Source organism: Aeromicrobium sp. Root344 (assembly GCF_001425755.1).
In the GTDB taxonomy this organism is placed as follows: Bacteria; Actinomycetota; Actinomycetes; order Propionibacteriales; family Nocardioidaceae; genus Aeromicrobium.
Genome location: NZ_LMDH01000001.1, coordinates 614,161 through 632,504 on the forward strand (window position 1 = coordinate 614,161; position 18,344 = coordinate 632,504).

At 70.3% G+C, this 18,344-nt stretch carries 19 protein-coding genes; 8 read left to right on the forward strand and 11 right to left on the reverse strand.

Going from position 1 to position 18,344, the window contains the following annotated elements; translation table 11 throughout:
• Nucleotides 1–45: 45 nt before the first annotated feature.
• The gene (locus ASC61_RS02980) at nt 46–1,023 is read left to right on the forward strand and encodes an ATP-binding cassette domain-containing protein (protein WP_056215227.1); all 978 of its coding nucleotides are present in this window, start codon (nt 46–48) and stop codon (nt 1,021–1,023) included.
• Nucleotides 1,020–1,829 carry an ABC transporter permease gene (locus ASC61_RS02985; protein ID WP_056209140.1) on the forward strand — a complete coding sequence of 270 codons (810 nt, stop codon included), beginning with the start codon at nt 1,020–1,022 and terminating at the stop codon, nt 1,827–1,829. The genes ASC61_RS02980 and ASC61_RS02985 overlap by 4 nt, the downstream gene beginning before the upstream one ends.
• A 54-nt stretch (nt 1,830–1,883) precedes the next feature.
• Here ASC61_RS02985 and ASC61_RS02990 read toward each other — a convergent pair whose 3' ends face one another.
• From ASC61_RS02990 to ASC61_RS03005, 4 genes are all read right to left on the reverse strand, one after another.
• The gene (locus tag ASC61_RS02990; protein WP_162243636.1) at nt 1,884–5,012 is read right to left on the reverse strand and encodes a BTAD domain-containing putative transcriptional regulator; all 3,129 of its coding nucleotides are present in this window, start codon (nt 5,010–5,012) and stop codon (nt 1,884–1,886) included.
• 105 nt (nt 5,013–5,117) lie between these two features.
• Entirely contained in the window at nt 5,118–5,300 is a 183-nt protein-coding gene (locus ASC61_RS02995; protein ID WP_056209146.1) for a helix-turn-helix domain-containing protein, read from the reverse strand.
• A gap of 75 nt (nt 5,301–5,375) precedes the next feature.
• A complete protein-coding gene (locus tag ASC61_RS03000) occupies nt 5,376–6,017 on the reverse strand; it encodes a response regulator (RefSeq protein ID WP_056209151.1) in 642 nt (213 codons plus the stop codon).
• Nucleotides 6,014–7,279, reverse strand: a complete 1,266-nt coding sequence (locus ASC61_RS03005) for an ATP-binding protein (protein ID WP_056209153.1) — start codon at nt 7,277–7,279, stop codon at nt 6,014–6,016. The genes ASC61_RS03000 and ASC61_RS03005 overlap by 4 nt, the downstream gene beginning before the upstream one ends.
• 130 nt (nt 7,280–7,409) lie before the next feature.
• On the opposite strand from ASC61_RS03005, the gene ASC61_RS03010 reads away from it, so the two are divergent.
• From ASC61_RS03010 to ASC61_RS03020, 3 genes are read left to right on the forward strand one after another with little or no spacing between them, the layout of a single operon-like run.
• A complete protein-coding gene (locus tag ASC61_RS03010; protein ID WP_056209156.1) occupies nt 7,410–8,582 on the forward strand; it encodes a PspC domain-containing protein in 1,173 nt (390 codons plus the stop codon).
• The gene (locus tag ASC61_RS03015) at nt 8,579–8,884 is read left to right on the forward strand and encodes a hypothetical protein (protein WP_056209158.1); all 306 of its coding nucleotides are present in this window, start codon (nt 8,579–8,581) and stop codon (nt 8,882–8,884) included. The genes ASC61_RS03010 and ASC61_RS03015 overlap by 4 nt, the downstream gene beginning before the upstream one ends.
• The gene (locus tag ASC61_RS03020) at nt 8,859–9,122 is read left to right on the forward strand and encodes a PspC domain-containing protein (protein ID WP_082530419.1); all 264 of its coding nucleotides are present in this window, start codon (nt 8,859–8,861) and stop codon (nt 9,120–9,122) included. The genes ASC61_RS03015 and ASC61_RS03020 overlap by 26 nt, the downstream gene beginning before the upstream one ends.
• On the opposite strand, the gene ASC61_RS03025 is transcribed toward ASC61_RS03020, so the two are convergent.
• On the reverse strand, nt 9,073–10,086 hold the full coding sequence (locus tag ASC61_RS03025) for a glycerophosphodiester phosphodiesterase (protein WP_056209161.1): 1,014 nt from the start codon (nt 10,084–10,086) through the stop codon (nt 9,073–9,075). The two genes, ASC61_RS03020 and ASC61_RS03025, sit on opposite strands and share 50 nt — an antisense overlap.
• 7 nt (nt 10,087–10,093) lie before the next feature.
• The gene (locus ASC61_RS03030) at nt 10,094–11,593 is read right to left on the reverse strand and encodes a gamma-glutamyltransferase (RefSeq protein WP_056209164.1); all 1,500 of its coding nucleotides are present in this window, start codon (nt 11,591–11,593) and stop codon (nt 10,094–10,096) included.
• 94 nt (nt 11,594–11,687) lie between these two features.
• Between ASC61_RS03030 and nhaA the strand changes: the two genes are divergently transcribed.
• Nucleotides 11,688–12,953: a Na+/H+ antiporter NhaA gene (gene nhaA, locus ASC61_RS03035; RefSeq protein ID WP_235503466.1), complete on the forward strand. Its 1,266-nt coding sequence runs from the start codon at nt 11,688–11,690 to the stop codon at nt 12,951–12,953.
• A gap of 148 nt (nt 12,954–13,101) precedes the next feature.
• On the opposite strand, the gene ASC61_RS03040 is transcribed toward nhaA, so the two are convergent.
• From ASC61_RS03040 to ASC61_RS03055, 4 genes are read right to left on the reverse strand one after another with little or no spacing between them, the layout of a single operon-like run.
• Nucleotides 13,102–13,425, reverse strand: a complete 324-nt coding sequence (locus ASC61_RS03040) for a hypothetical protein (protein WP_056209170.1) — start codon at nt 13,423–13,425, stop codon at nt 13,102–13,104.
• Nucleotides 13,412–13,804: a PRC-barrel domain-containing protein gene (locus ASC61_RS03045; protein WP_056209173.1), complete on the reverse strand. Its 393-nt coding sequence runs from the start codon at nt 13,802–13,804 to the stop codon at nt 13,412–13,414. Before ASC61_RS03045 ends, ASC61_RS03040 begins: the two co-directional genes overlap by 14 nt.
• Nucleotides 13,804–15,033: an NRAMP family divalent metal transporter gene (locus ASC61_RS03050; RefSeq protein ID WP_056209175.1), complete on the reverse strand. Its 1,230-nt coding sequence runs from the start codon at nt 15,031–15,033 to the stop codon at nt 13,804–13,806. The genes ASC61_RS03045 and ASC61_RS03050 overlap by 1 nt, the downstream gene beginning before the upstream one ends.
• Complete coding sequence (locus ASC61_RS03055) at nt 15,030–15,467, reverse strand: hypothetical protein (RefSeq protein ID WP_157439355.1); 438 nt, start codon at nt 15,465–15,467, stop codon at nt 15,030–15,032. Before ASC61_RS03055 ends, ASC61_RS03050 begins: the two co-directional genes overlap by 4 nt.
• 242 nt (nt 15,468–15,709) lie before the next feature.
• Here ASC61_RS03055 and ASC61_RS03060 point away from each other — a divergent pair, with 242 nt between their 5' ends.
• Together ASC61_RS03060 and ASC61_RS03065 are read left to right on the forward strand one after the other, a co-directional pair.
• Nucleotides 15,710–16,651 carry an iron-containing redox enzyme family protein gene (locus tag ASC61_RS03060; RefSeq protein ID WP_056209181.1) on the forward strand — a complete coding sequence of 314 codons (942 nt, stop codon included), beginning with the start codon at nt 15,710–15,712 and terminating at the stop codon, nt 16,649–16,651.
• Nucleotides 16,648–16,860 carry a CDGSH iron-sulfur domain-containing protein gene (locus ASC61_RS03065; RefSeq protein ID WP_056215229.1) on the forward strand — a complete coding sequence of 71 codons (213 nt, stop codon included), beginning with the start codon at nt 16,648–16,650 and terminating at the stop codon, nt 16,858–16,860. The genes ASC61_RS03060 and ASC61_RS03065 overlap by 4 nt, the downstream gene beginning before the upstream one ends.
• On the opposite strand, the gene ASC61_RS03070 is transcribed toward ASC61_RS03065, so the two are convergent.
• Nucleotides 16,857–18,335: an FAD-dependent oxidoreductase gene (locus ASC61_RS03070; protein WP_056209183.1), complete on the reverse strand. Its 1,479-nt coding sequence runs from the start codon at nt 18,333–18,335 to the stop codon at nt 16,857–16,859. The genes ASC61_RS03065 and ASC61_RS03070 overlap by 4 nt on opposite strands.
• Nucleotides 18,336–18,344 lie beyond the last annotated feature (9 nt).

An 18,344-nucleotide genomic window follows, 5' to 3' on the forward strand; every position in this document is an offset into this window, starting at 1 on the left:
AGCGATGACAGCGGGCTGCAAGCGGCGCAGACCAGCATGGTCGACATGACCAACTACGCCATCAAAGCCGAAGGGCTCACGAAGCACTACGGCGACACCATCGCTCTCGACGGCATCGACCTTGCCGTTCCCGAAGGCTCCGTCCTCGGAGTCCTCGGGCCCAATGGTGCGGGCAAGACCACTGCCGTCCGCATCCTCGCGACGCTGCTGCAGCCCGACGCCGGCCACGCGACCGTCGCCGGCCACGACGTCCTGCTCGACCCCACCGCGGTCCGCCGCTCGATCGGCCTCACGGGGCAGTACGCCTCGGTCGACGAGCAGCTGACCGGCCGGGAGAACCTCGAGCTGTTCGCGCGGCTCCTGGACTTCAGCCGGCCCGACGCCCGGGCACGGGCGACGGAGCTGCTGGGCCAGTTCGGCCTCACCGAGGCTGCCGACCGCCGCATCAAGACGTACTCCGGCGGCATGCGGCGGCGCCTCGACCTCGCCGCGAGCCTGGTCGGCCGGCCCGAGGTGATCTTCCTCGACGAGCCGACGACGGGCCTCGACCCCAGCAAGCGCGACGACGTCTGGAACCTCGTACGCATGCTGACCGCTGAGGGCACCAGCGTCCTGCTGACCACCCAGTACCTCGAGGAGGCCGACGCCCTCGCCGACGCGATCACCGTGATCGACCTCGGCAAGGTCATCGCCCACGGCACCGCCGCCGAGCTCAAGCAGATCGTCGGCGGCCGTTCCCTCCAGGTGCGCCCGACCAACGTCCGCGACACCGCGGACATCCGAGCCGTCCTCAGCCGGATCACCGGCCGACCGGTCGACGAGCCCACCCGCGGGTTGCTCACGACACCGATCGAGGACGAGAAGGACTTCACCGACATCGTCGTCGACCTCGCCGCCCGCGGCATCCCCGTCACGGAGATCGCCCTCAAGCTGCCGAGCCTCGACGAGGTGTTCTTCACCCTCACCGGCAAGGGCGTCCCCGATGATGCGCCTGCCGACCTCGACAAGGAGCCCGTCTCATGACTTCCACCCTCACCCTCCCCGACGCGATCGAGCAGCGTCCCCCGTCGTCCCTGCCCTGGGCCCGGCACTCCCTGACGCTCGCCGGCCGCTCGATCAAGAAGATGATGCGCCACCCTGAGCAGTTCTTCGACGTGACGCTGCAGCCCGTGCTGTTCCTCATGATCTTCGTGTACGTCCTGGGCGGCGCGATCGCCGGATCGACGCACGACTACCTGCAGTTCGTCCTGCCCGGCATCCTGATCCAGACCGTGCTGTTCAGCACGGTGTCGATCGGGGTCAACCTCAACACCGACATCAAGGAGGGCGTGTTCGACCGGTTCAAGTCGCTCCCGATCGCTCGGTCGGCACCTCTGGTCGGCGCCACGATCGCGGAGTGCCTCCGCTACAGCATCACGATCGGCATCAGCCTGATCGCCGGCTTCGTGATGGGCTACCGGACCAGCACCTCGATCCTCGACGTGCTCGCCGCGTGCCTGCTCGTCCTGGTGTTCGCCTGGTGCCTGTGCTGGATCGCGATCTGGCTCGGCATGATCTCCCGCGAGGCCGGCTCGGTGCAGGGCATCGGATTCATGGCGCTGTTCCCGCTGACGTTCGGCTCGAGCATGTTCGCCTCCGCGGACACGATGCCCGGCTGGTTGCGGGCCTGGGTCAACGTCAACCCGGTCACCCACCTGACCGATGCGGTGCGTGGCCTGCTCACGGGCGGTCCGGTCGCCGAGGACGCGTTCATCGCGCTCGGCACCGCCGGCCTGATCCTCGCGGTGTTTGCACCGCTGGCCGTCAGGGCGTACCGGACGAAGGCCTGACGCCCTGGGCGATCTCTCCCACCCTCAGCGGTGGATCCTCCACCGAATAGCCCCTCATTCGGTGGAGGATCCACCGCTCGAGGCTGTGGTGGGGAGGGCGAGGTCGATCGCGTCGTCGCGTACGAGCGAGCGGCCTTCGGCGTGCAGCTGCTCGTACCGCTCGTCGCCGAGCGAGGCGCGGAGGCCGGCCCGTAGGTCGTGCAGGTCCACGTGCATCAGGTCGGCGCGGCCGCGGATCGCCTCGGAGGCGCCCAGCGTCCTGGCGGACCGCTCGTCGTCGCCGTCGAGGTGGGCCAGGATCGCGGCGGCCGAGGCGACCTGCGCGATGACGGGCATGTCGCGCGTACGCCGGCCGATCCGCGAAGCGGTCACCAGCTCGGCACGGGCGGCGTCGAGGTCCGCTGCGGAACGGGTCACCACGAGAGCCGCCCGGATGACCGCCTCCATCTGCCCGCCGCCGAACGTGGACACCGCGTCGAGGTTCTGCAGGACGTACTCGAGGTGGTCGCTCGCCGCCTCGTCGTCTCCCGCGCAGTGCTCGAGGTGAGCGAGGCTGATCCGCGTCGTGAGCTCGAGGCGACGGTTGCCGTCGCGGTGCGCCGTGGCCAGCGAGGCCGTGAGCCCGTCGCGGAGCTCGAGGGTGTCACCGTCGGCGAGCGCGATCCGCAGCCCGGTGACCTGCATCGTCGAGAAGTCGGCGTCCTCGCCGGCGCCGAGCTCGTGCAGCAGCGGGATCGCCTCCTCCCACGAGGCCAGCGCCTCGGCGTACTTGCCGTCGAGCGAATGCACCATGCCCTGCTGCGACAGCGCCATGGCGAGGCCCCACCGGTCGCCGAGCTCGCGGAAGTCGTTGATCGTCGGCTCGAGGAGCTCGGTGATCTCGCCGACGCGGCCCTCGTTGTCGAGCATCACGATCTGCATGAGGTGGATCGTCGAGCGGGTCCAGCGGTCGGCCGGCCGCGGCAGCTCACGGTCGCCGATGACGCCGAAGAACGCCATGGTCGCGAGCACGAGGTCGACCACCTGGTGCTGGGGGTGGTGGGCGTCCCAGAGGGCCAGGATGCGGTCGACCGGCTCCTGCCACTGCGGCACGTGGTCGGGGTCCTCGTGGCTCGCCAGCACCAGGATCCCCGTGAGGGACAGCGCCTCGAGGCAGATCTCGCTGGCCGGATCCGCCTCGCCCGGCAGCCCCCGGACGATGTCGGCCCACGAGCACGCCTCGACGTGCTGGCTGCGGATCGACCAGTACCAGGCCAGCGCCGAGACCAGGCGAGCCGCTGCGGGACGCGCCTGCCGGTCGACCGCGAACCGCAGGGCCGCCATGATGTTGGCGCGTTCGACGTCCATCATCCGCACGGCAGCCACCTGGTCACCGCCGCGGAGGCGGGTGCCCTGCTGCTCGGCGACGTCGAGGAAATAGTGCAGGTGCGACTCGCGGACCGCCTCGGCCGTGCCGCGCTCGACCAGCCGCTCCACGCCGTACTCCCTGAGGGTCTCGAGCATCCTGAAGCGCGGCGTCTCACCCCTCACCGGCACCAACAGGGACTTGTCGGCCAGTGAGTCGAGCAGCTCCTCCGTGCGGTCGCCCGCCAGGGAGACGGCTGCGGCGCTCTCGGCCGTCACGCCGCCCGGGAACACCGCGAGCCGCTCGGCGAGGTCACGTTCGGCGTCCTCGAGCAGGTCCCAGCTCCACTCGACGACCGCGCGGAGCGTCCGGTGTCGCGGCAACGCGGTGCGACTGCCACCGGTGAGCAGGCGGAAGCGGTCGGACAGCCGGGCCGCGACCTGCGGAGCCGTGAGCGTACGCAGGCGCGCCGCGGCCAGCTCGATCGCGAGCGGCTGGCCGTCGAGGCGCTCGCAGATCTCGAGCACTGCCGGCATCGACTCGGCGGTGAGCGCGAACGACTGGTCGACCGCCTGCGCCCGGAGCACGAACAGCTGGATCGCGCTGTGCCCCATCGCCTCGTCGATCGTGCTGCCCGGGTGTGGCATCGTCAGCGGGCTGAGCTGATAGGCGAACTCACCGATGATGCGCAGCGGCTCGCGGCTCGTCGCCAGGATCCGCAGCTTGGGCGCGTGCGCGAGGACGTCCTCGGCGATCTCGGCGACCGCGCCGACCAGGTGCTCACAGTTGTCGATCAGCAGCAACCCCTCGACGTCGTGCACCGCATCCATGAGGCGCGTACGTTCGTCGGGCCGCGGCGCGGCGGACGGCCGGTCGAGGACCGACACCTCGAGCAGTCCCATAGCCGACAGGATCGCCTGCAGGATGCCGTCGCTGCCGGTCACCGGCGCGAGCTCGGTGAGCCAGACGTCCTCGAACCGGTCGAGCGCCGCGCGGGCGGTCTCGACCGCAAGCCGGGTCTTGCCCGCGCCGCCGGGTCCGAGAATCGTCACGAGCCGGTGGTCGACGAGCGCCGCCTGCAGGTCGGCGATGGCGCCCTCGCGGCCGACGAACGTCGTCAGCGCCGACGGGAGCGCCGGGTGGCTGCGGCGGGCACCGTGCTCTCCACGCAGGATCGACAGGTGCAGCTCCTGGAGCTCCGGCGACGGATCGGCGCCGAGCTCCTCGGCCAGCATGCCGCGGAGTCGGTCGTACGCCGTGAGCGCCTCGTTGGCCCGGCCGTGTGCCGCCAACGCCGTCAGGTAGAGCACCCAGAACGAGTCGCGATAGGGATGAGCCGTCGTGAGCTCCGCCAGCTCGGCGACCACGGCGAGGTCGTGCGCCGAACGTACGCGGTCGCGCAGGCTCGCCTCCACCGCCGTGAGCCGCAGCTCACCGAGCCGGTGTGCCGCCGATGGCGCGAAGGGGAACTCGGCGACGTCCGCGAACGCCTCGCCGCGCCACAGCGCCAGCGCCTCGTCAGCGCGGCCGGCTGCCACCAGACGCTCGAACTCCAGCGCGTCGACGGCGGCGCACTGGAGGACGTAGCCGGCCGGGGTCGACTCGAGCGCCCCGTCAGGCAGCCGGCGGCGGGTGCGGGACACGATCGACTGCAGTGCGTTGGTCGCGTCGGCCGGCACGTCGAGGCCCCAGAGGTCGTCGATCAGCGTCGTCGCGGCGACCGGGCGACCGGCATCGAGCGCGAGGCGCGCCACCAGGGCGCGGTTGCGCGGCCCGCCGAGATCGAGGTCCTGATCATCGGCGCGCACTCGCAACGGTCCGAGGACGTCAACCTGCACATCCGCCATTCTGCCGCACTGTCACGTATGTCCGACCCCGACTTTTGAAGCGTTGCGCACGCAAAACTGGTTGTGAACCTGCCCAACGCTTCAAAAGGTGGGAAGTCAGGCGGCGGCGCGGGCGTAAGCGCCGGGGGTGACCCCGAGCGTCGCGCGGAAGTGACGCGTGAGGTGCGCCTGGTCGTAGAACCCGACGGTCGCCGCGACCTCGGCCGGCGGCACCCGGTCGAGCAGCAGGGCGCGGGCGCGATCGACGCGCCGTCCGGTGACGTAGCGGTGCGGCTCCACCCCTGACCCCCGGATTGTGACGGAAGTCGTCACGCCCTCCCGGATCGTGCCGACTTCCGTCACAAAACTCGGGGGTCAGATCAGGCGGCGGTCGTTGGCCCAGCGGGTCAGCTCGTGCCGGCTCGAGAGCTGCAGCTTGCGCAGGACGCTGGAGACGTGCGTCTCGACGGTCTTGATCGAGATGAACAGCTCCTTGGCGACCTCCTTGTACGCGTAGCCGCGGGCGATCAGGCGCATGACCTCGCGCTCCCGCTCGGTCAGGCGGTCGATCTCCTCGTCGACCTGGGCGACCTCGATGGTCCCCGCGAACGCGTCGAGGACGAAACCCGCGAGCCGTGGCGAGAACACCGCGTCGCCCTGTGCAACGCGGTTGATCGCGTCGAGCAGCTCGGGTCCGGAGATGTTCTTGGTGACGTAGCCGCGGGCGCCGGCGCGGATGATGCCGATGACGTCCTCGGCGGCGTCGCTGACCGACAGCGCCAGGAACTTGGTGTCGGGATGGCGCAGGTGCAGCCGGCGGATGACCTCGAGCCCACCGCCGCCGGGCATGTGCACGTCGAGCAGCACGACGTCGGGTGTGGTCTCCGCGATGACCTTGACGGCGCTGTCGACGTCCTCGGCCTCCGCGACGATGTCGACCGGCCCGTCGATCTCGGCGCGTACGCCGGTGCGGAACATCGCATGGTCGTCGACGATCGCGACGCGCAGTGTGGTCATGGGCTCACTTCTTCTGTGGGTACGCGCTCGGTGGCGGGTTCGGGCGGGGCCTGGTCGCCGGTGCGGACCGGCACGCTGAGGGCGACCTCGGTGCCCTCCCCCGGGCTGCTGCGGATCGTGACGGTGCCGCCGTGTCGTTCGACCCGGCCGATGATCGAGCCTCGCACACCCATGCGGTCCTCGGCGATCGAGTCGGTGTCGAACCCGACGCCGCGGTCGCGCACGAAGACCTCGACCGTACGCCCGTCAGTCTCGGCGTAGACGTCGATGCGGTCGACCTGGGCGTGCTTGGCGGCGTTGATCATGGCCTCGCGGGCGGCCTTGGCGAGGGCGGCCACATCGGGGTCGAGCGCCGCGTCGCCGACCGCGATGACCTCCACCGGCACGCGGTGGGCATCCTCGACGTCGGCTGCCGAGGCTCGCAGGGCGGCGACCAGCGAGTCACCGGGCTTCTCGTCGTTGCCGTAGAGCCAGGCGCGCAGCTCGCGCTCCTGGCGGCGGGCCAGCGTCGCCACGACTGCCGAGTCGCCGGCGTTCTTCTGCAACAGGGCCAAGGTCTGCAGCACCGAGTCGTGCAGGTGAGCGGCGACGTCGGCGCGTTCCTGCGAACGTACGCGCTCGCGCCGCTCCTCCGACAGGTCGCCGAGCAGCTTGGTGATCCACGGACCGAGGATCAGCAGCAGGCCGAGACCGGCCACGGCGACGGCTGAGGCGAGATCGACGATGGCGCTCCAGCCGCGCTCCTGGCTCAGGAAGTAGATGCCGGCGGAGGCGACGAGCACAGCCCCGGCGGCGACGCGCATCGCGAACCCGAAGCCCTTGGTCTGGCGCATCCAGCGTCCCCACGCGGCGTCGTCGAACTGCCGCCAGATCACGGCGAGGCCGATGACGCCGATCAGGAGCGGCGCGAACAGGCTGCCGGCGATGCCTCGCCCGCTGGCCTGGATCATGAACATCACGCCGACGCCGACAGCCCCCAGGGCCACGGTCTGGAACACCTCGAACGCGCCGGGCCGGCCGCTCGTGCGCAGGCCGCGGCGGGTCGCTGACTCGAGGCCGGGCGAGAGATCGGGCTGGCGGAGGGGCAGGAACCGCCACAGCAACAGGTAGGCGATGACGCCCATGCCGTGGAACCACGTGCCGACGATGAAGGCCAGGCGCACGTAGAGCACCGGGATGCCGAAGTGCTCGGCGACACCCGTCGCCACGCCGCCCACGAGCCGGCGATCGGCTGGTCGGTAGGCACGGCGGTATTCGGTCACCCCATGATCGTCACACGTACGCGTACGCGCGCGCCATCAGGAACGTCCCTCCCGCACCCTGAGCGGTCCCGGGTGCGATTCAGGGTCGTACCCGATGTGCCGCAGGGCCGCCCTCCTCCACGATGGGGGTATGAACGCAGAAGACACTCGCACCCTGCCGCCGGACGGCGACTTCGATCCGCACCGGATCCGCTCGATCACCGACATGAAGCGGTCCAAGGACGACCGCATCGTCGGCGGTGTGTGCGCCGGCGCCGCGAAGTACCTCAACATCGACCCCGTCATCGTGCGGGTCGTCATCGCGGTGCTCACGATCGCCGGTTTCGCCGGCGTCATCATCTACGCCGCCGCGTGGTTCCTGCTGCCGGCGGAGGGCGACGACAAGAGCGTGGCCGCCGATTGGTTCAAGCTCGACAAGAACGAGGAGCAGGTACGCGTCGCGGGACTCGTCGGCGCCGTGGTCCTCGCCGTGGTCGCCGTCGTCGGCGACGGTGGCTGGTTCTGGGGTGGAGCGCCGTGGATCCTCGTCCCGATCGCGTTCGTCTACTACCTGTTCGTGGTGCGGCCCCGCCGCCGGCGCCAGGCCGAGACCGCCCTCGCCGCTGAGTATGCCGTGCCAGGCGTCGACCCGGCGGACGAGTCGGCACGCGGCGCGGAGTTCGCCGCCGCCAAGGCTGGCCTCGTGGCCAGCACCAAGTACGCCAAGGCCAAGCGGGAGCGCTCGTGGGCCCTGACGCTGCTCACGATGTCGGTGGCCGCCATCGCCGTCGCGGCGACGGGCATCTACAACGCGTACCACGACAGCCCGCACTGGACGACGTACGTCGCGGTGGCTCTCGGCGTCGTGGCACTCGGGCTGCTCGTCAGCACCCTGTGGGGTCACGGTGGCCCGCTGATCGGCATCGGAGTCCTGCTCGCGATCACGCTGGCGATCGGCTCGCTGATGCCGAGCGGCCCGATCGGCACCCAGGCCCCCACGCTGACGTCCGCCGCCGACGTGCACGCTCACTACAAGCACGGGATCGGCGAGCTCAAGCTCGACCTCACCGAGGTCTCGGACCCGCAGGCCTTGCTCGGCCGCACGGTCGAGATCGACTCCGGCATCGGCGACACCACGATCACAGTGCCCGAGGGCCTCAACGTGACGGTCAACGCCGACGTCGACGCCGGCGAGATCCGCGTCTTCGACCGCAAGGTCGACGGCACCGACACCCAGCTCGACTATCCCGCCGTCCAGTCGGGGCCCACCCTGACCCTGGACATCCATCATCGACTCGGAGGTATCGAGGTGATCCGCAGATGACCCGCCACTCGTTCCGCTGGGAAGGCCTGGCCTTCGGGCTGTTCTTCCTGTCAGTCGTCGGCAACTGGGCCGTGTGGAAGCAGGACCTGCTCTCCCCACGCGAGCTCGGTCTCACGGCCTCGGGGGTGCTGATCGTCCTCGGCGCCTTGGGCGTCGCCGCCACGGTGTGGCAGACCCGCCCCGCTCAGCGCAGCGCAGCCGTACCGGCTCCCGAAGCCACGCCCGAAACCACCACCGAACCCACGATCGACCTCAACCCGGAAGGACCTGAAGATCATGAAGAAGCTCACCCGAAGCCGTGACGACAAGTGGTTCGGAGGTGTCTGCGGAGGTCTCGCCGACTACTCCGGCATGGACGTCAACCTGATCCGCATCCTCGTCGCGGTGTTCTCGATCCTGGGCTTCGGCTCCGTGATCGTCGCCTACGTCGTGGCGTGGATCCTGGTGCCCGCCGGGCAGCCGGCCGCTGCGCAGACCGTGTGGGCTCAGGCTACTGACGTCCCGACCACAGAGAGCGTGCCGTCACAGCAGTCTGTGTGAAGTCGGAGAAGACGCCATCGACCCCGGCGTCGAAGAACGCAAGGTACTCGCCCACGGCATCGCCGTGGGCGGCCTTGTCGTTGCTGGTTCGCAGGTTCGTCGGCAGGAAGTTGTTCTCGTTGCGCATCGTCCAGATGTGCACCAGCAGCCCGGCGTCGTGGGCGTGGCCGACGAGCCCCGTCTCACCGGCGAGCCGGTACTTCTTGTCGCGGGCGATGACCTGGCTCTTGTTGGGCCCGATCCCGTCGGCGTACGACGCGATGGCCGCCAGCTCACGTGGCGCCATCAGGTCGGCGTACGTGCGGCGATCGCGCGCCTCGACCAGGTCGTACGGCGCACCCTGCCGGTCCATCAGCTGGATCAGCGGGAGCGGCGTACGGTCGCGGAGACGGCGCAGGTTGCCGGTCTCCATCGACTGGATGATGACCTTGGCGCCCTCGTGGTTGACCCGACGTCGCTCGAGGTTGGCGACCAGCAGGTCGTTGAGGTCGTGGCCGATGCCGGCGAAGTAGGTCGGGTGCTTGGTCTCGACGTAGACGCCGATCGGCTCGTCGCGTCCCTCGCTGGCGTCCTCGGCGATGTTGAGGACCTCGTCGAACGTGAGGATCTTCTCGTGACCGTCGAGCGGGAGGTTCTGTGGCCGCAGCGCCGGGAGGCGCTCACGGACCCGCAGTGTCTTGATCTCCTCGAGCGTGAAGTCCTCGGTGAACCACCCCGTGTGCGGGACGCCGTCGACGAACTTGGACACCTTGCGGTCGGCGAACTCCGGCCGTTGCGCCACGTCCGTGGTGCCACCGATCTCGTTCTCGTGCCGCACGACCAGGACGCCGTCCTTGGTGCTGACGACGTCGGGCTCGATGAAGTCGGCACCCTGCTCGATCGCCAGCAGGTAGGACGGCCGGGTGTGCTCGAGCCGCTCGCCGGGGACTCCGCGGTGGGCGATGACGATGGGTGCCGGGGACACACCTCAATCAAACCGCATGCGGCCCGCGTTGCGGGTCGGCACGCACGAGACGTACGGCACCATCGCGGCGCGGATCCGCGGCCGCCATCAGGTGCCCGTCGTGGCGTCGAAGGGTCGCAGCGACCCCGCCGTAGTACATCGTCAGGTCGGTCTCGGTCTTGACGACCTCCTCGGGCCGGCCCGCTCGGTGCACGTGGACGCGCGGGTGGTTGATGGCCTGCTGCAGGCCCATCCGCCCGTTGACGAACCCGGCAAGCGCCTGAACGATCGCCGTCGTGATGCGGTCGGCGCCGGGCGAGCCGATCGCGATCGCCGACCCGTCGACGTGGTGTCCGACGGTCGGCGCCATGTTGGACAGCAACCGGCTCCCAGGCGGCAGACCGTGCAGGCCGCGGGCGTTGAGCTCCTGCTCGCCGAGGCAGTTGTTGAGCCAGATGCCGGTGCCCTTGGCGATCATGCCGGAGCTGTAGCCCGACGACACCGTGACCGAGCACGCCCCGCCGTCGCTGTCGGTCGCTGACACATGGGCCGTCGACCCGGACTCGAGCACCGCGAGGTGGTCGTGGTCGACGAGCTCGAGGAACGCCGCGGCGTCCCGCTCGAGATCGTCGGCGTGGTCGAGCACGCGGAGCCGATGGCCGAGCACGGCGCGCTGCACGCGGATCAGGTGCTCGACGTCGTCGCGGTCCCACTCGCCGTACGGCCGACCGTCGAGCATCCGCAGCATCGCGGTCACGCACACGCCACCGACGGACGGGGGTGGGTTGGTGCCGAACGTCCAGTCGCCGACCGTGCTCAGCAGCGACGGACGTACGACCGGCCGGTACGCCGCCAGGTCGTCCGGGCCGAGGATGCCGCCGCGGGCGATGACGTCGGCGCTGAGGAGCCTCGCGAGGTCGCCGGTGTGGAGCGCGCTCGGGCCGTGCTCGGCGATCTGCTCGAGCGAGCCGACGAGGTCGGGCAGCACGATCAGCTCGGTCGTGACCTGGCCGTCCTCGTCGTGCACCGCGGCGTCGCTCTCGTCGTCCCAGCCGAAGATCAGGTCGTGCACGTGGTCGAGGTAGTAGCGCGACGCCGAGCCGAGCCGGAAGCCGCCGCGGGCCACGTCGATCGACGGCGCCACGATCTCGCGCCACGGCAGTCGACCCCACCGCGCGTGCGCCGCACCGAAGGCCGCGACGGAGCCGTGGGCGGCCACCGACCCGGGCCCGATCGTCGCGGTGACACCGTCCCCGTAGTCGGTGTGGATGTCCCACGTGCCCCCGCCCAGCTCCCGACCGCGGCCGGGCATCTCCATCCAGCCGTCGACGGTCTGCGGCGCGCTGCCGTCCTGCGGCTGGACCGTGATGAACCCGCCCGAGCTCAGCGACACGATGCCGATCTCGTTGACCATCGTCACGAGCACCGACGCCAGCGCGGCATCGACGGCATTGCCACCGCTGCGGGCGACCTGCTCGCCGGCATCGGCGGCGGCCTCGTTGGGCGCGGCGATCGCGACGTCCGGCATGCCCGCAGGCTACTCGCCTCCACGGCCGGTAGGGTTCATGACAGGTGAGCCGGGAAGTCTGGTCGGCATGTTGTCGCCGACCCCAGGAGTCCGTGTGCGCAAGTCGTCCAACCGCATCTTCGGGCGCGGATCGTGGCCCGAGGCCTCCCGCATCGCCGACATCCTCCGGCAGGAGACCCTCGGCGGCGCGCTGCTGCTGGGGGCGACCCTGGTGGCCATCGTGGCCGCGAACGTGGGTGACGGCTACGCCTCGCTGCGGGACACCGCCTTCGGCCCCGACTCGCTGCACCTGCACCTCACGTTCGGCCAGTGGGCGTCGGACGGGCTGCTGGCGATCTTCTTCTTCGTCGCCGGGCTCGAGCTCAAGCGCGAGTTCGTCGCCGGCGACCTCCGCGAGCCGAGCCGCGCGGCGCTCCCGGTCGTGGCGGCAGTCGGCGGCATGGCGGTGCCGGCCCTGATCTTCGTGCTCGTCAACCTCGGCGGCTCGCTCGACGGCTGGGCCATCCCGACGGCGACCGACATCGCGTTCGCCCTCGCCGTCCTGGCCGTGATCGGCAGCCACCTGCCGTCAGGACTGCGGACGTTCCTGCTGACCCTCGCGGTCGTGGACGACCTGCTGGCGATCATCATCATCGCCGTGGTCTACACCAAGACCTTGCACGTGGAGTACCTGCTGCTCGCCGCGATCCCGCTCGCGGTCTTCACGGTCCTCGTGCAGCGCCGCGTACGTTCGTGGTGGCTGCTGCTGCCTCTCGCCGCACTGGTCTGGGGCCTGGTGCACGCCTCGGGGGTCCACGCCACGGTCGCCGGTGTGCTGCTCGGGTTCGCCGTCCCGGTCATCCGGCGCGACGGCAGCACCGGCGCCGGACTCGCGGAGCATTTCGAGCACCGGTTCCGGCCGTTGTCGTCCGCCGTCGCCGTGCCGGTGTTCGCCTTCTTCAGCGCCGGTGTCGCGATCGACGGCTGGTCCGGATTCACCGACGCCCTGAGCGAGCCCATCACGCTCGGGATCATCGCCGGGCTGCTCGTCGGAAAGACGATCGGCGTCTTCGGCGCCACGTGGCTCGTCGCGACGTTCACCCGCGCCGAGCTCGACGACGACCTGGAGTGGCTCGACGTCCTGGGTCTCGCGATGCTCGCGGGCGTGGGTTTCACGGTGTCGCTGCTGATCGGCGAGCTGGCGTACGGCGCCGGCAGTGCGACCGACGAGCACGTCAAGACCGGCGTGCTGGTGGGCTCGTTGGTGTCGGCACTGGGCGCCGCGGTGATCCTCCGGGGCCGCAATCGCCGCTACCGGCAGATCGCCGTCCGCGAAGGCACGGACGACGACGGCGACGGCATCCCCGACGTCTTCCAGTGAACGCACCAGGATGCGGGACTGCCGTTTCATCCTGTGGCCCACGTCACAAGTGACTACCTGTCTAGTCCGAAAGAACTATATGCACACTCTGTGGGTAAGCCTGTGAACATGTGCGCACCTGCGATTGCAGGAAGTTTGCCTCCGAGCCTCACAGAGCCGATGACCAGCGGGTGTAGCCGGGTCGCACGCGCACCACGTCGTCGATCGACTCGATGTCCTCCCAGAGCACCAGGAACGACCCCCGCTGGCGTCGCTCGTACCACTGCGCGAGCGGAGCGGGCGAGCTGACCGACGTACGTTCGTAGCCGAGGAAGCCCTGGCGGTTCCTGGGCGCGACGACCAGGCCCACGAGCTGCGCGTTCGCCAGCAGCTGACCCGGTGTGCCGTCGACGGCCACCCGGCAGTCCGCGACGAATCCCAGGGGCCCGTCGGGTCCGACGACAGGGCGGCGCAGGACGTCACTCAGGAACATGACGGCCTCCCGGGATGCGGGCGATGACCTGGTCGCGTATCCAGTGCTCCGACCACGTCACGTCGAACGCCGAGCCCGGCTGCCCGAGCTCGATGGCCGTGCCGATCGCGCTGACCGCGGACCACGGGACCAGATGCATGCGGGACCGCGGCGGCCGACCACCGAACATCCGCGGCCAGAGGCCGGAGTTGAGCACCAGGCTGGTCACCACGGGCGGCGCGTCCGGGTCCAGCTCGCGGCCCGGCTCGATGCCGTCGACCTCGACGTTGTCGACGTGCCCGATCGGCACGTCGTGGTTGTCGAGCACCTGGCGGTCGAGGATGTGCAGGTTGAGGTCCAGGACCTGTCCCGGTGAGTCGTGCTTGGGCAGATCGGCCATCAGGCACCTGCTTTCGTGAGGATCATCAGCGGGATCGCCGCGACCGCCGCCACCAGGATGACCACGAGGTAGACCGACGACACGGCGTTGAGCAACCGGCCGTTGACGTGCTCGCCCACGTACTGCGGATCGTTCGCCACGACCAGGATCGGCAGGTACGTCAGGGGCAGCGCGACGGCCGAGAACACGACGGAGTACTCCGTCACGAGGATCGGGTCGATCCCGGTGAGCAGGACCAGCACGGCGACGACGAGGCAGATGATGATCGTCAGGTGGAAGCGGGCGGCCTGGGCCGGACGCCGGAACTTGCCCCACGACCAGCCGTTGAACTGCGCCAGCGCATAGCCCGCCGACAGGCCGGTCTCCAGTGCGGCACCGAATGTCGCGGCGACGACTCCCAGGATCACGATCGCGAGCCCGAGCTGACCGGCGCCCATCGCCACCGGCAGGACCGTCTGCGACAGCGCGTCGACGTCGATGCCCCGTGGCAGCAGCACCGTCGCGGCGCAGCCCGCGATGGCCAGCGACAGCAGGCCGCCCAAGGGGAAGCCCACCAGGACGTTGGCCCGCGACGTCACGAGGTCCTTCTCGGTCCACCGCTCCTCGACGCCGCCGGAGGAGAAGAAGAACACCTCGTACGGCGTCATGGCGGCGCCGAACAGGGCGATCGCGTAGTACCAGTACGTCAGCGGCGTCTCCCGCGGGTGCGACGTCTGCTGCAGCGCCTGGTCCTTCAGCTCGCCCCAGTCGGGACCGAGCAGGAACAGCGCGACCCCGAACACGACGAGGGAGAGACCGAGCACCCCAGCGACGTTCTCCATGATCGAGAACTTGACCCGCCAGATCACGAGCCACACCGCGAACGCGGCCACCGGGATCCACAGCAACGGTTGGACACCACTGGCCAGCTGCAGGGCGAGCGCGACACCTCCGACCTCGGCGGTCAGCGTCATGATCGTGATCAGCAGGGAGGCAACGAGGTTGGCCGTGCCGGCGCGAGGGCCGAGCCGCTCGCGGATGATCTCGAACGTCGCGCGCCCGCTGATGGCGGCGACCCGCCCCGACATCTGCGCGAACAGACAGATGCCGACGACGCCGACGACGACGGCCCAGGCCAGCGACATCCCGAACCGGGAGCCCACGACGGCATTGGTCACCAGGTCCCCGATGTCGACGAAGCCGCCGATCGCGGTGAGGATGCCGAGCGCGACGGCGAAGTATCGCTTCATCGCGGCGGCTCGAGCTTCTTCGCCAGCCGCTCGAGGTCGCTGGAGCTCTGCTTCAGCTCATCGAGCGCGGACCGGACGCTTGGCGCCCCGGGATAGCCCGACAGCGCCTCGCCGGCGTGCCGGACCGCGGTGTCCGCGTCGCCCAGCGCCTGGGTGACCGCCTCCATCTGGGCCGCCGTGCGCTGGTCCGTGGGCTTGAACGCAGTGGCCTGCTTCGAGGCCGCCGTCATCCGGGTGCCGGCCTCGTCGACCATCGTCTCGGCGACGCTGGCGGTCGTGTCACCGTCCTGCGACGTGGTCAGGGCCAGCGTCGCGGAGCCGACCGCGGACTGCGCCTCGCGCAGCCCCATCGACATGTCCTGAGGACTTCCCGAGCATCCCGAGACGACGAGTGCCACGGTCACGGCGACAAGCACCACCGTCCGCACGCGCATCGTCATCCTCTCCGGCCCAACGCGGGATTCGCGCCACCCATCGACATACCCACTGGTCAGGCGCTTCAAACTGGCGTTTGTCACAGCCCGTCAGGGGTATGTCGGCCGCACCATGAACCCACAGCTCCTCAGCGCGGATCGGGGTCATCCACGAGCCGATCCACCCCGGCACGATCGCCCGCCTCGCGGGTTCGTCGACTGCCGCGGCGAGTGGCAGGACCTGGACGACGACAAGGATCACGATGCTGCTCCCTAAGGCACGCGGCGAGCTCAGCGAGGCGCTGTTCGACACCCTGCGCTCCGAGAGCGAGGTCGAAGGCCTGGACCTGCGGCCGACGGACGGCGACGACGCGCACATCGCGCTCTGGGCGATGTACGAGCTGCACTACGCCGGCTTCGAGGACGTCGACGACGAGCGTGAGTGGAACCCCGAGGTGTTGAGGCTCCGGCGCCGCCTCGAGCGGGACTTCGAGGCCGAGCTGCGGGCCCGTCACACCGCCACGACCCTCGACGAGCCCTTCGCGGAGGGCCTGTTCGCCTACATCGCCCACCACGACGGGCCGTCCCTTGCGGCACACGTGCAGCGCAAGGCCGACCGCGAGCAGGTGCTCGAGCTGCTGCGGCACCGCTCGATCTATCACCTCAAGGAGTCCGACCCGGTCGCCTGGAGCGTCCCCCGCCTGCCGACGGCACCCAAGGCGGCGCTGATGGAGCTGCAGTACGACGAGTTCGGCGGCGGCGACCCCAACCGGCTGCACGCGCACCTGTTCGCACTCGGGCTCGAGGCGTCCGGGCTGCGCGCTGACCCGTTCGCCTACATCGACGACGTCCCGGTCGAGATCCTCGAGCTCAACAACGCGATGTCGTTGTTCGGCCTGCACCGCCGTCTGCGTGCTGCATCGCTGGGTCACCTCGCCGCGTTCGAGGCCACGAGCTCGCTCCCGTCCCGGCGCATGGCGCAGGGGCTGGCCCGGCTCGAGCTCCCGCAGGAGATGATCGCGTACTACGAGGAACACGTCGAGGCCGATGCGGTGCACGAGCAGCTGGCCGTCCGGACGATCTGCGGAGCCCTCGTCGCCGCCGAGCCACACCTCGTCGACGACGTCGTGTTCGGGGCGTTCACGTGCCTCGACCTCGAGGACCGCTACGCCCAGCGGATGCTCGACGAGTGGGTGGCGGCATGACTCCGGAGCACGGGTTCGAGCACCCGGACGTCATCATCTGCCCCGGCGGTCCGCTGCTGCTGCGCGGTGATCACGTCGTCGAGGACGCCGACGGAGTGGCCCACGAGACCGTACGACCCGTGAGCGCGGTGTGCCGGTGCGGCAAGTCGGCGGACCAGCCGTGGTGCGATGGCACGCACAAGGTGCTGGCCGCCCGCGATCGACCCTAGGGCGTACGCAGGGAGCGGGTCGCCGGCCCCTCGAGCACCTCGCCCTCGGGGGTGAACCGCGAGCCGTGGAGCGGGCAGTCCCAGCTCTTCTCCTGGTCGTTCCACTTCAGGACGCCGCCGAGATGCGTGCAGATCGCCCGGACGGCGCAGGTGCGGCCGTCGACCGTCGAGACGCCGGTCGGCAGGACACCGTCGCGACCGACGCGACCTGACCCTTCCGGCGGGTTGTCGGGGGCCTGTGTGAGCTCCGCCGTCACGAGACCCTTGGCCAGGTAGGCGCCCACCGCGAGGTTGAGCTCGGCGATCTTCGCGGCGCCCTGCGGCCGGGTGATGCGCCGCGACATCGGCTTGGACCACGACACCGGCTCCCCCAGCAGCGTCGACGTGAGGTTGCGGGCCGCGGCGACCGCGTTGGTCATCCCCCACTTGTCGAACCCTGTGGCGACGTGGAACCGCCCGCCGCCGCGCGGCAGCGTCCCGACGTACGGGATGCCGTCGTGCGACTGGTAGTCCTGCGCCGACCAGACGTGGGTCTCGACCGCACCGGGAAAGTATCTGGCGGTCCACTCCCGCAGCTCGTCGACGTGGCCGGCCTCGGATCCGGTACGGCCGACCGTGTGCCCGCTGCCGCCGATCATGAGCTTCGTCGTGCCGTCGGCGCGCGGCACGTCGCGGATCGAGCGCGAGGGCTGGCCCGCCGACAGGCTCATCGGCATCGGTGTGGTCGCGAAGTCGAACGCCACGGCGTACGAGCGCAGGGGCTCGAGCTTGGCGAAGTAGAGTCCGCGATCGAGGATCGGCGTGCCGGTCGCGAGGATGATCTCGTCGGCGGTCAAGTCGGTGCCGTCGTCGAGCTGCACCGTCGGGCGACCCGTCTTGGACGCGCTCACGACCCGGCGACCCTCGTGGATCGTGCCGCCGTGCTCGCGGACCTGACTCGCGAGCGCCGTGAGGACGTCGAGCGGGTCGAACTGGTACTGGTCCGCCAGCACCGCTCCGCCATGGTTGGGGAACGGCAGGTCGAGCTGGTCGTGCCACCGCACGTCGAGGCCGAGCGAGCGGGCCGCGTCGTGCTCCTCACGTGCCGCGTCGACCTGGTGGGTCTCCGCCGCGTACGTGATCGCGTCCCGGGTCTGCACCGGCACCCCGTGATCGGCGCAGAACCGGACGAGCCACTGCTGGCCCTCGAGGTTGGCGTCGACGTACGCCTGGGCGACCGCGTGGGACTGCTTGCGCAGGATCGACGACAGCTTGGTGCCCTGCAGCAGCGAGAGCTTCGCGGTCGTGTTGCCGGTCGTCACGGCCCCGACCGCCCGCGCCTCGATGACCGCCACGCGGCGACCGGCGCGGGCCAGCAGCAGCGCCGTGGTCAGCCCGGTCAGGCCTGCACCGATCACCAGGTCGTCGAGTCGCTCGTCGACGGGGAGCGGGTCGCTCGCGGGCAGGTCGGGACGATCGAGCCACAGTGAGGTCATGTCGCGGAC

Bases quoted from the DNA above. Each gene is read 5' to 3' on its own strand.
- ASC61_RS03040 (WP_056209170.1), bottom strand. From the start codon at position 13,425: ATGTTCCTGAGTGACGTCCTGCGCCGCCCTGTCGTCGGACCCGACGGG.
- ASC61_RS02980 (WP_056215227.1), top strand. From the start codon at position 46: ATGACCAACTACGCCATCAAAGCCGAAGGGCTCACGAAGCACTACGGC.
- ASC61_RS03015 (WP_056209158.1), top strand. From the start codon at position 8,579: ATGACCCGCCACTCGTTCCGCTGGGAAGGCCTGGCCTTCGGGCTGTTC.
- ASC61_RS03010 (WP_056209156.1), top strand. From the start codon at position 7,410: ATGAACGCAGAAGACACTCGCACCCTGCCGCCGGACGGCGACTTCGAT.
- ASC61_RS02985 (WP_056209140.1), top strand. From the start codon at position 1,020: ATGACTTCCACCCTCACCCTCCCCGACGCGATCGAGCAGCGTCCCCCG.
- ASC61_RS03065 (WP_056215229.1), top strand. From the start codon at position 16,648: ATGACTCCGGAGCACGGGTTCGAGCACCCGGACGTCATCATCTGCCCC.
- ASC61_RS03060 (WP_056209181.1), top strand. From the start codon at position 15,710: ATGCTGCTCCCTAAGGCACGCGGCGAGCTCAGCGAGGCGCTGTTCGAC.
- ASC61_RS03020 (WP_082530419.1), top strand. From the start codon at position 8,859: ATGAAGAAGCTCACCCGAAGCCGTGACGACAAGTGGTTCGGAGGTGTC.
- ASC61_RS03030 (WP_056209164.1), bottom strand. From the start codon at position 11,593: ATGCCGGACGTCGCGATCGCCGCGCCCAACGAGGCCGCCGCCGATGCC.
- ASC61_RS03055 (WP_157439355.1), bottom strand. From the start codon at position 15,467: ATGCGCGTGCGGACGGTGGTGCTTGTCGCCGTGACCGTGGCACTCGTC.
- ASC61_RS03050 (WP_056209175.1), bottom strand. From the start codon at position 15,033: ATGAAGCGATACTTCGCCGTCGCGCTCGGCATCCTCACCGCGATCGGC.
- ASC61_RS03045 (WP_056209173.1), bottom strand. From the start codon at position 13,804: ATGGCCGATCTGCCCAAGCACGACTCACCGGGACAGGTCCTGGACCTC.
- ASC61_RS03070 (WP_056209183.1), bottom strand. From the start codon at position 18,335: ATGACCTCACTGTGGCTCGATCGTCCCGACCTGCCCGCGAGCGACCCG.
- ASC61_RS03000 (WP_056209151.1), bottom strand. From the start codon at position 6,017: ATGACCACACTGCGCGTCGCGATCGTCGACGACCATGCGATGTTCCGC.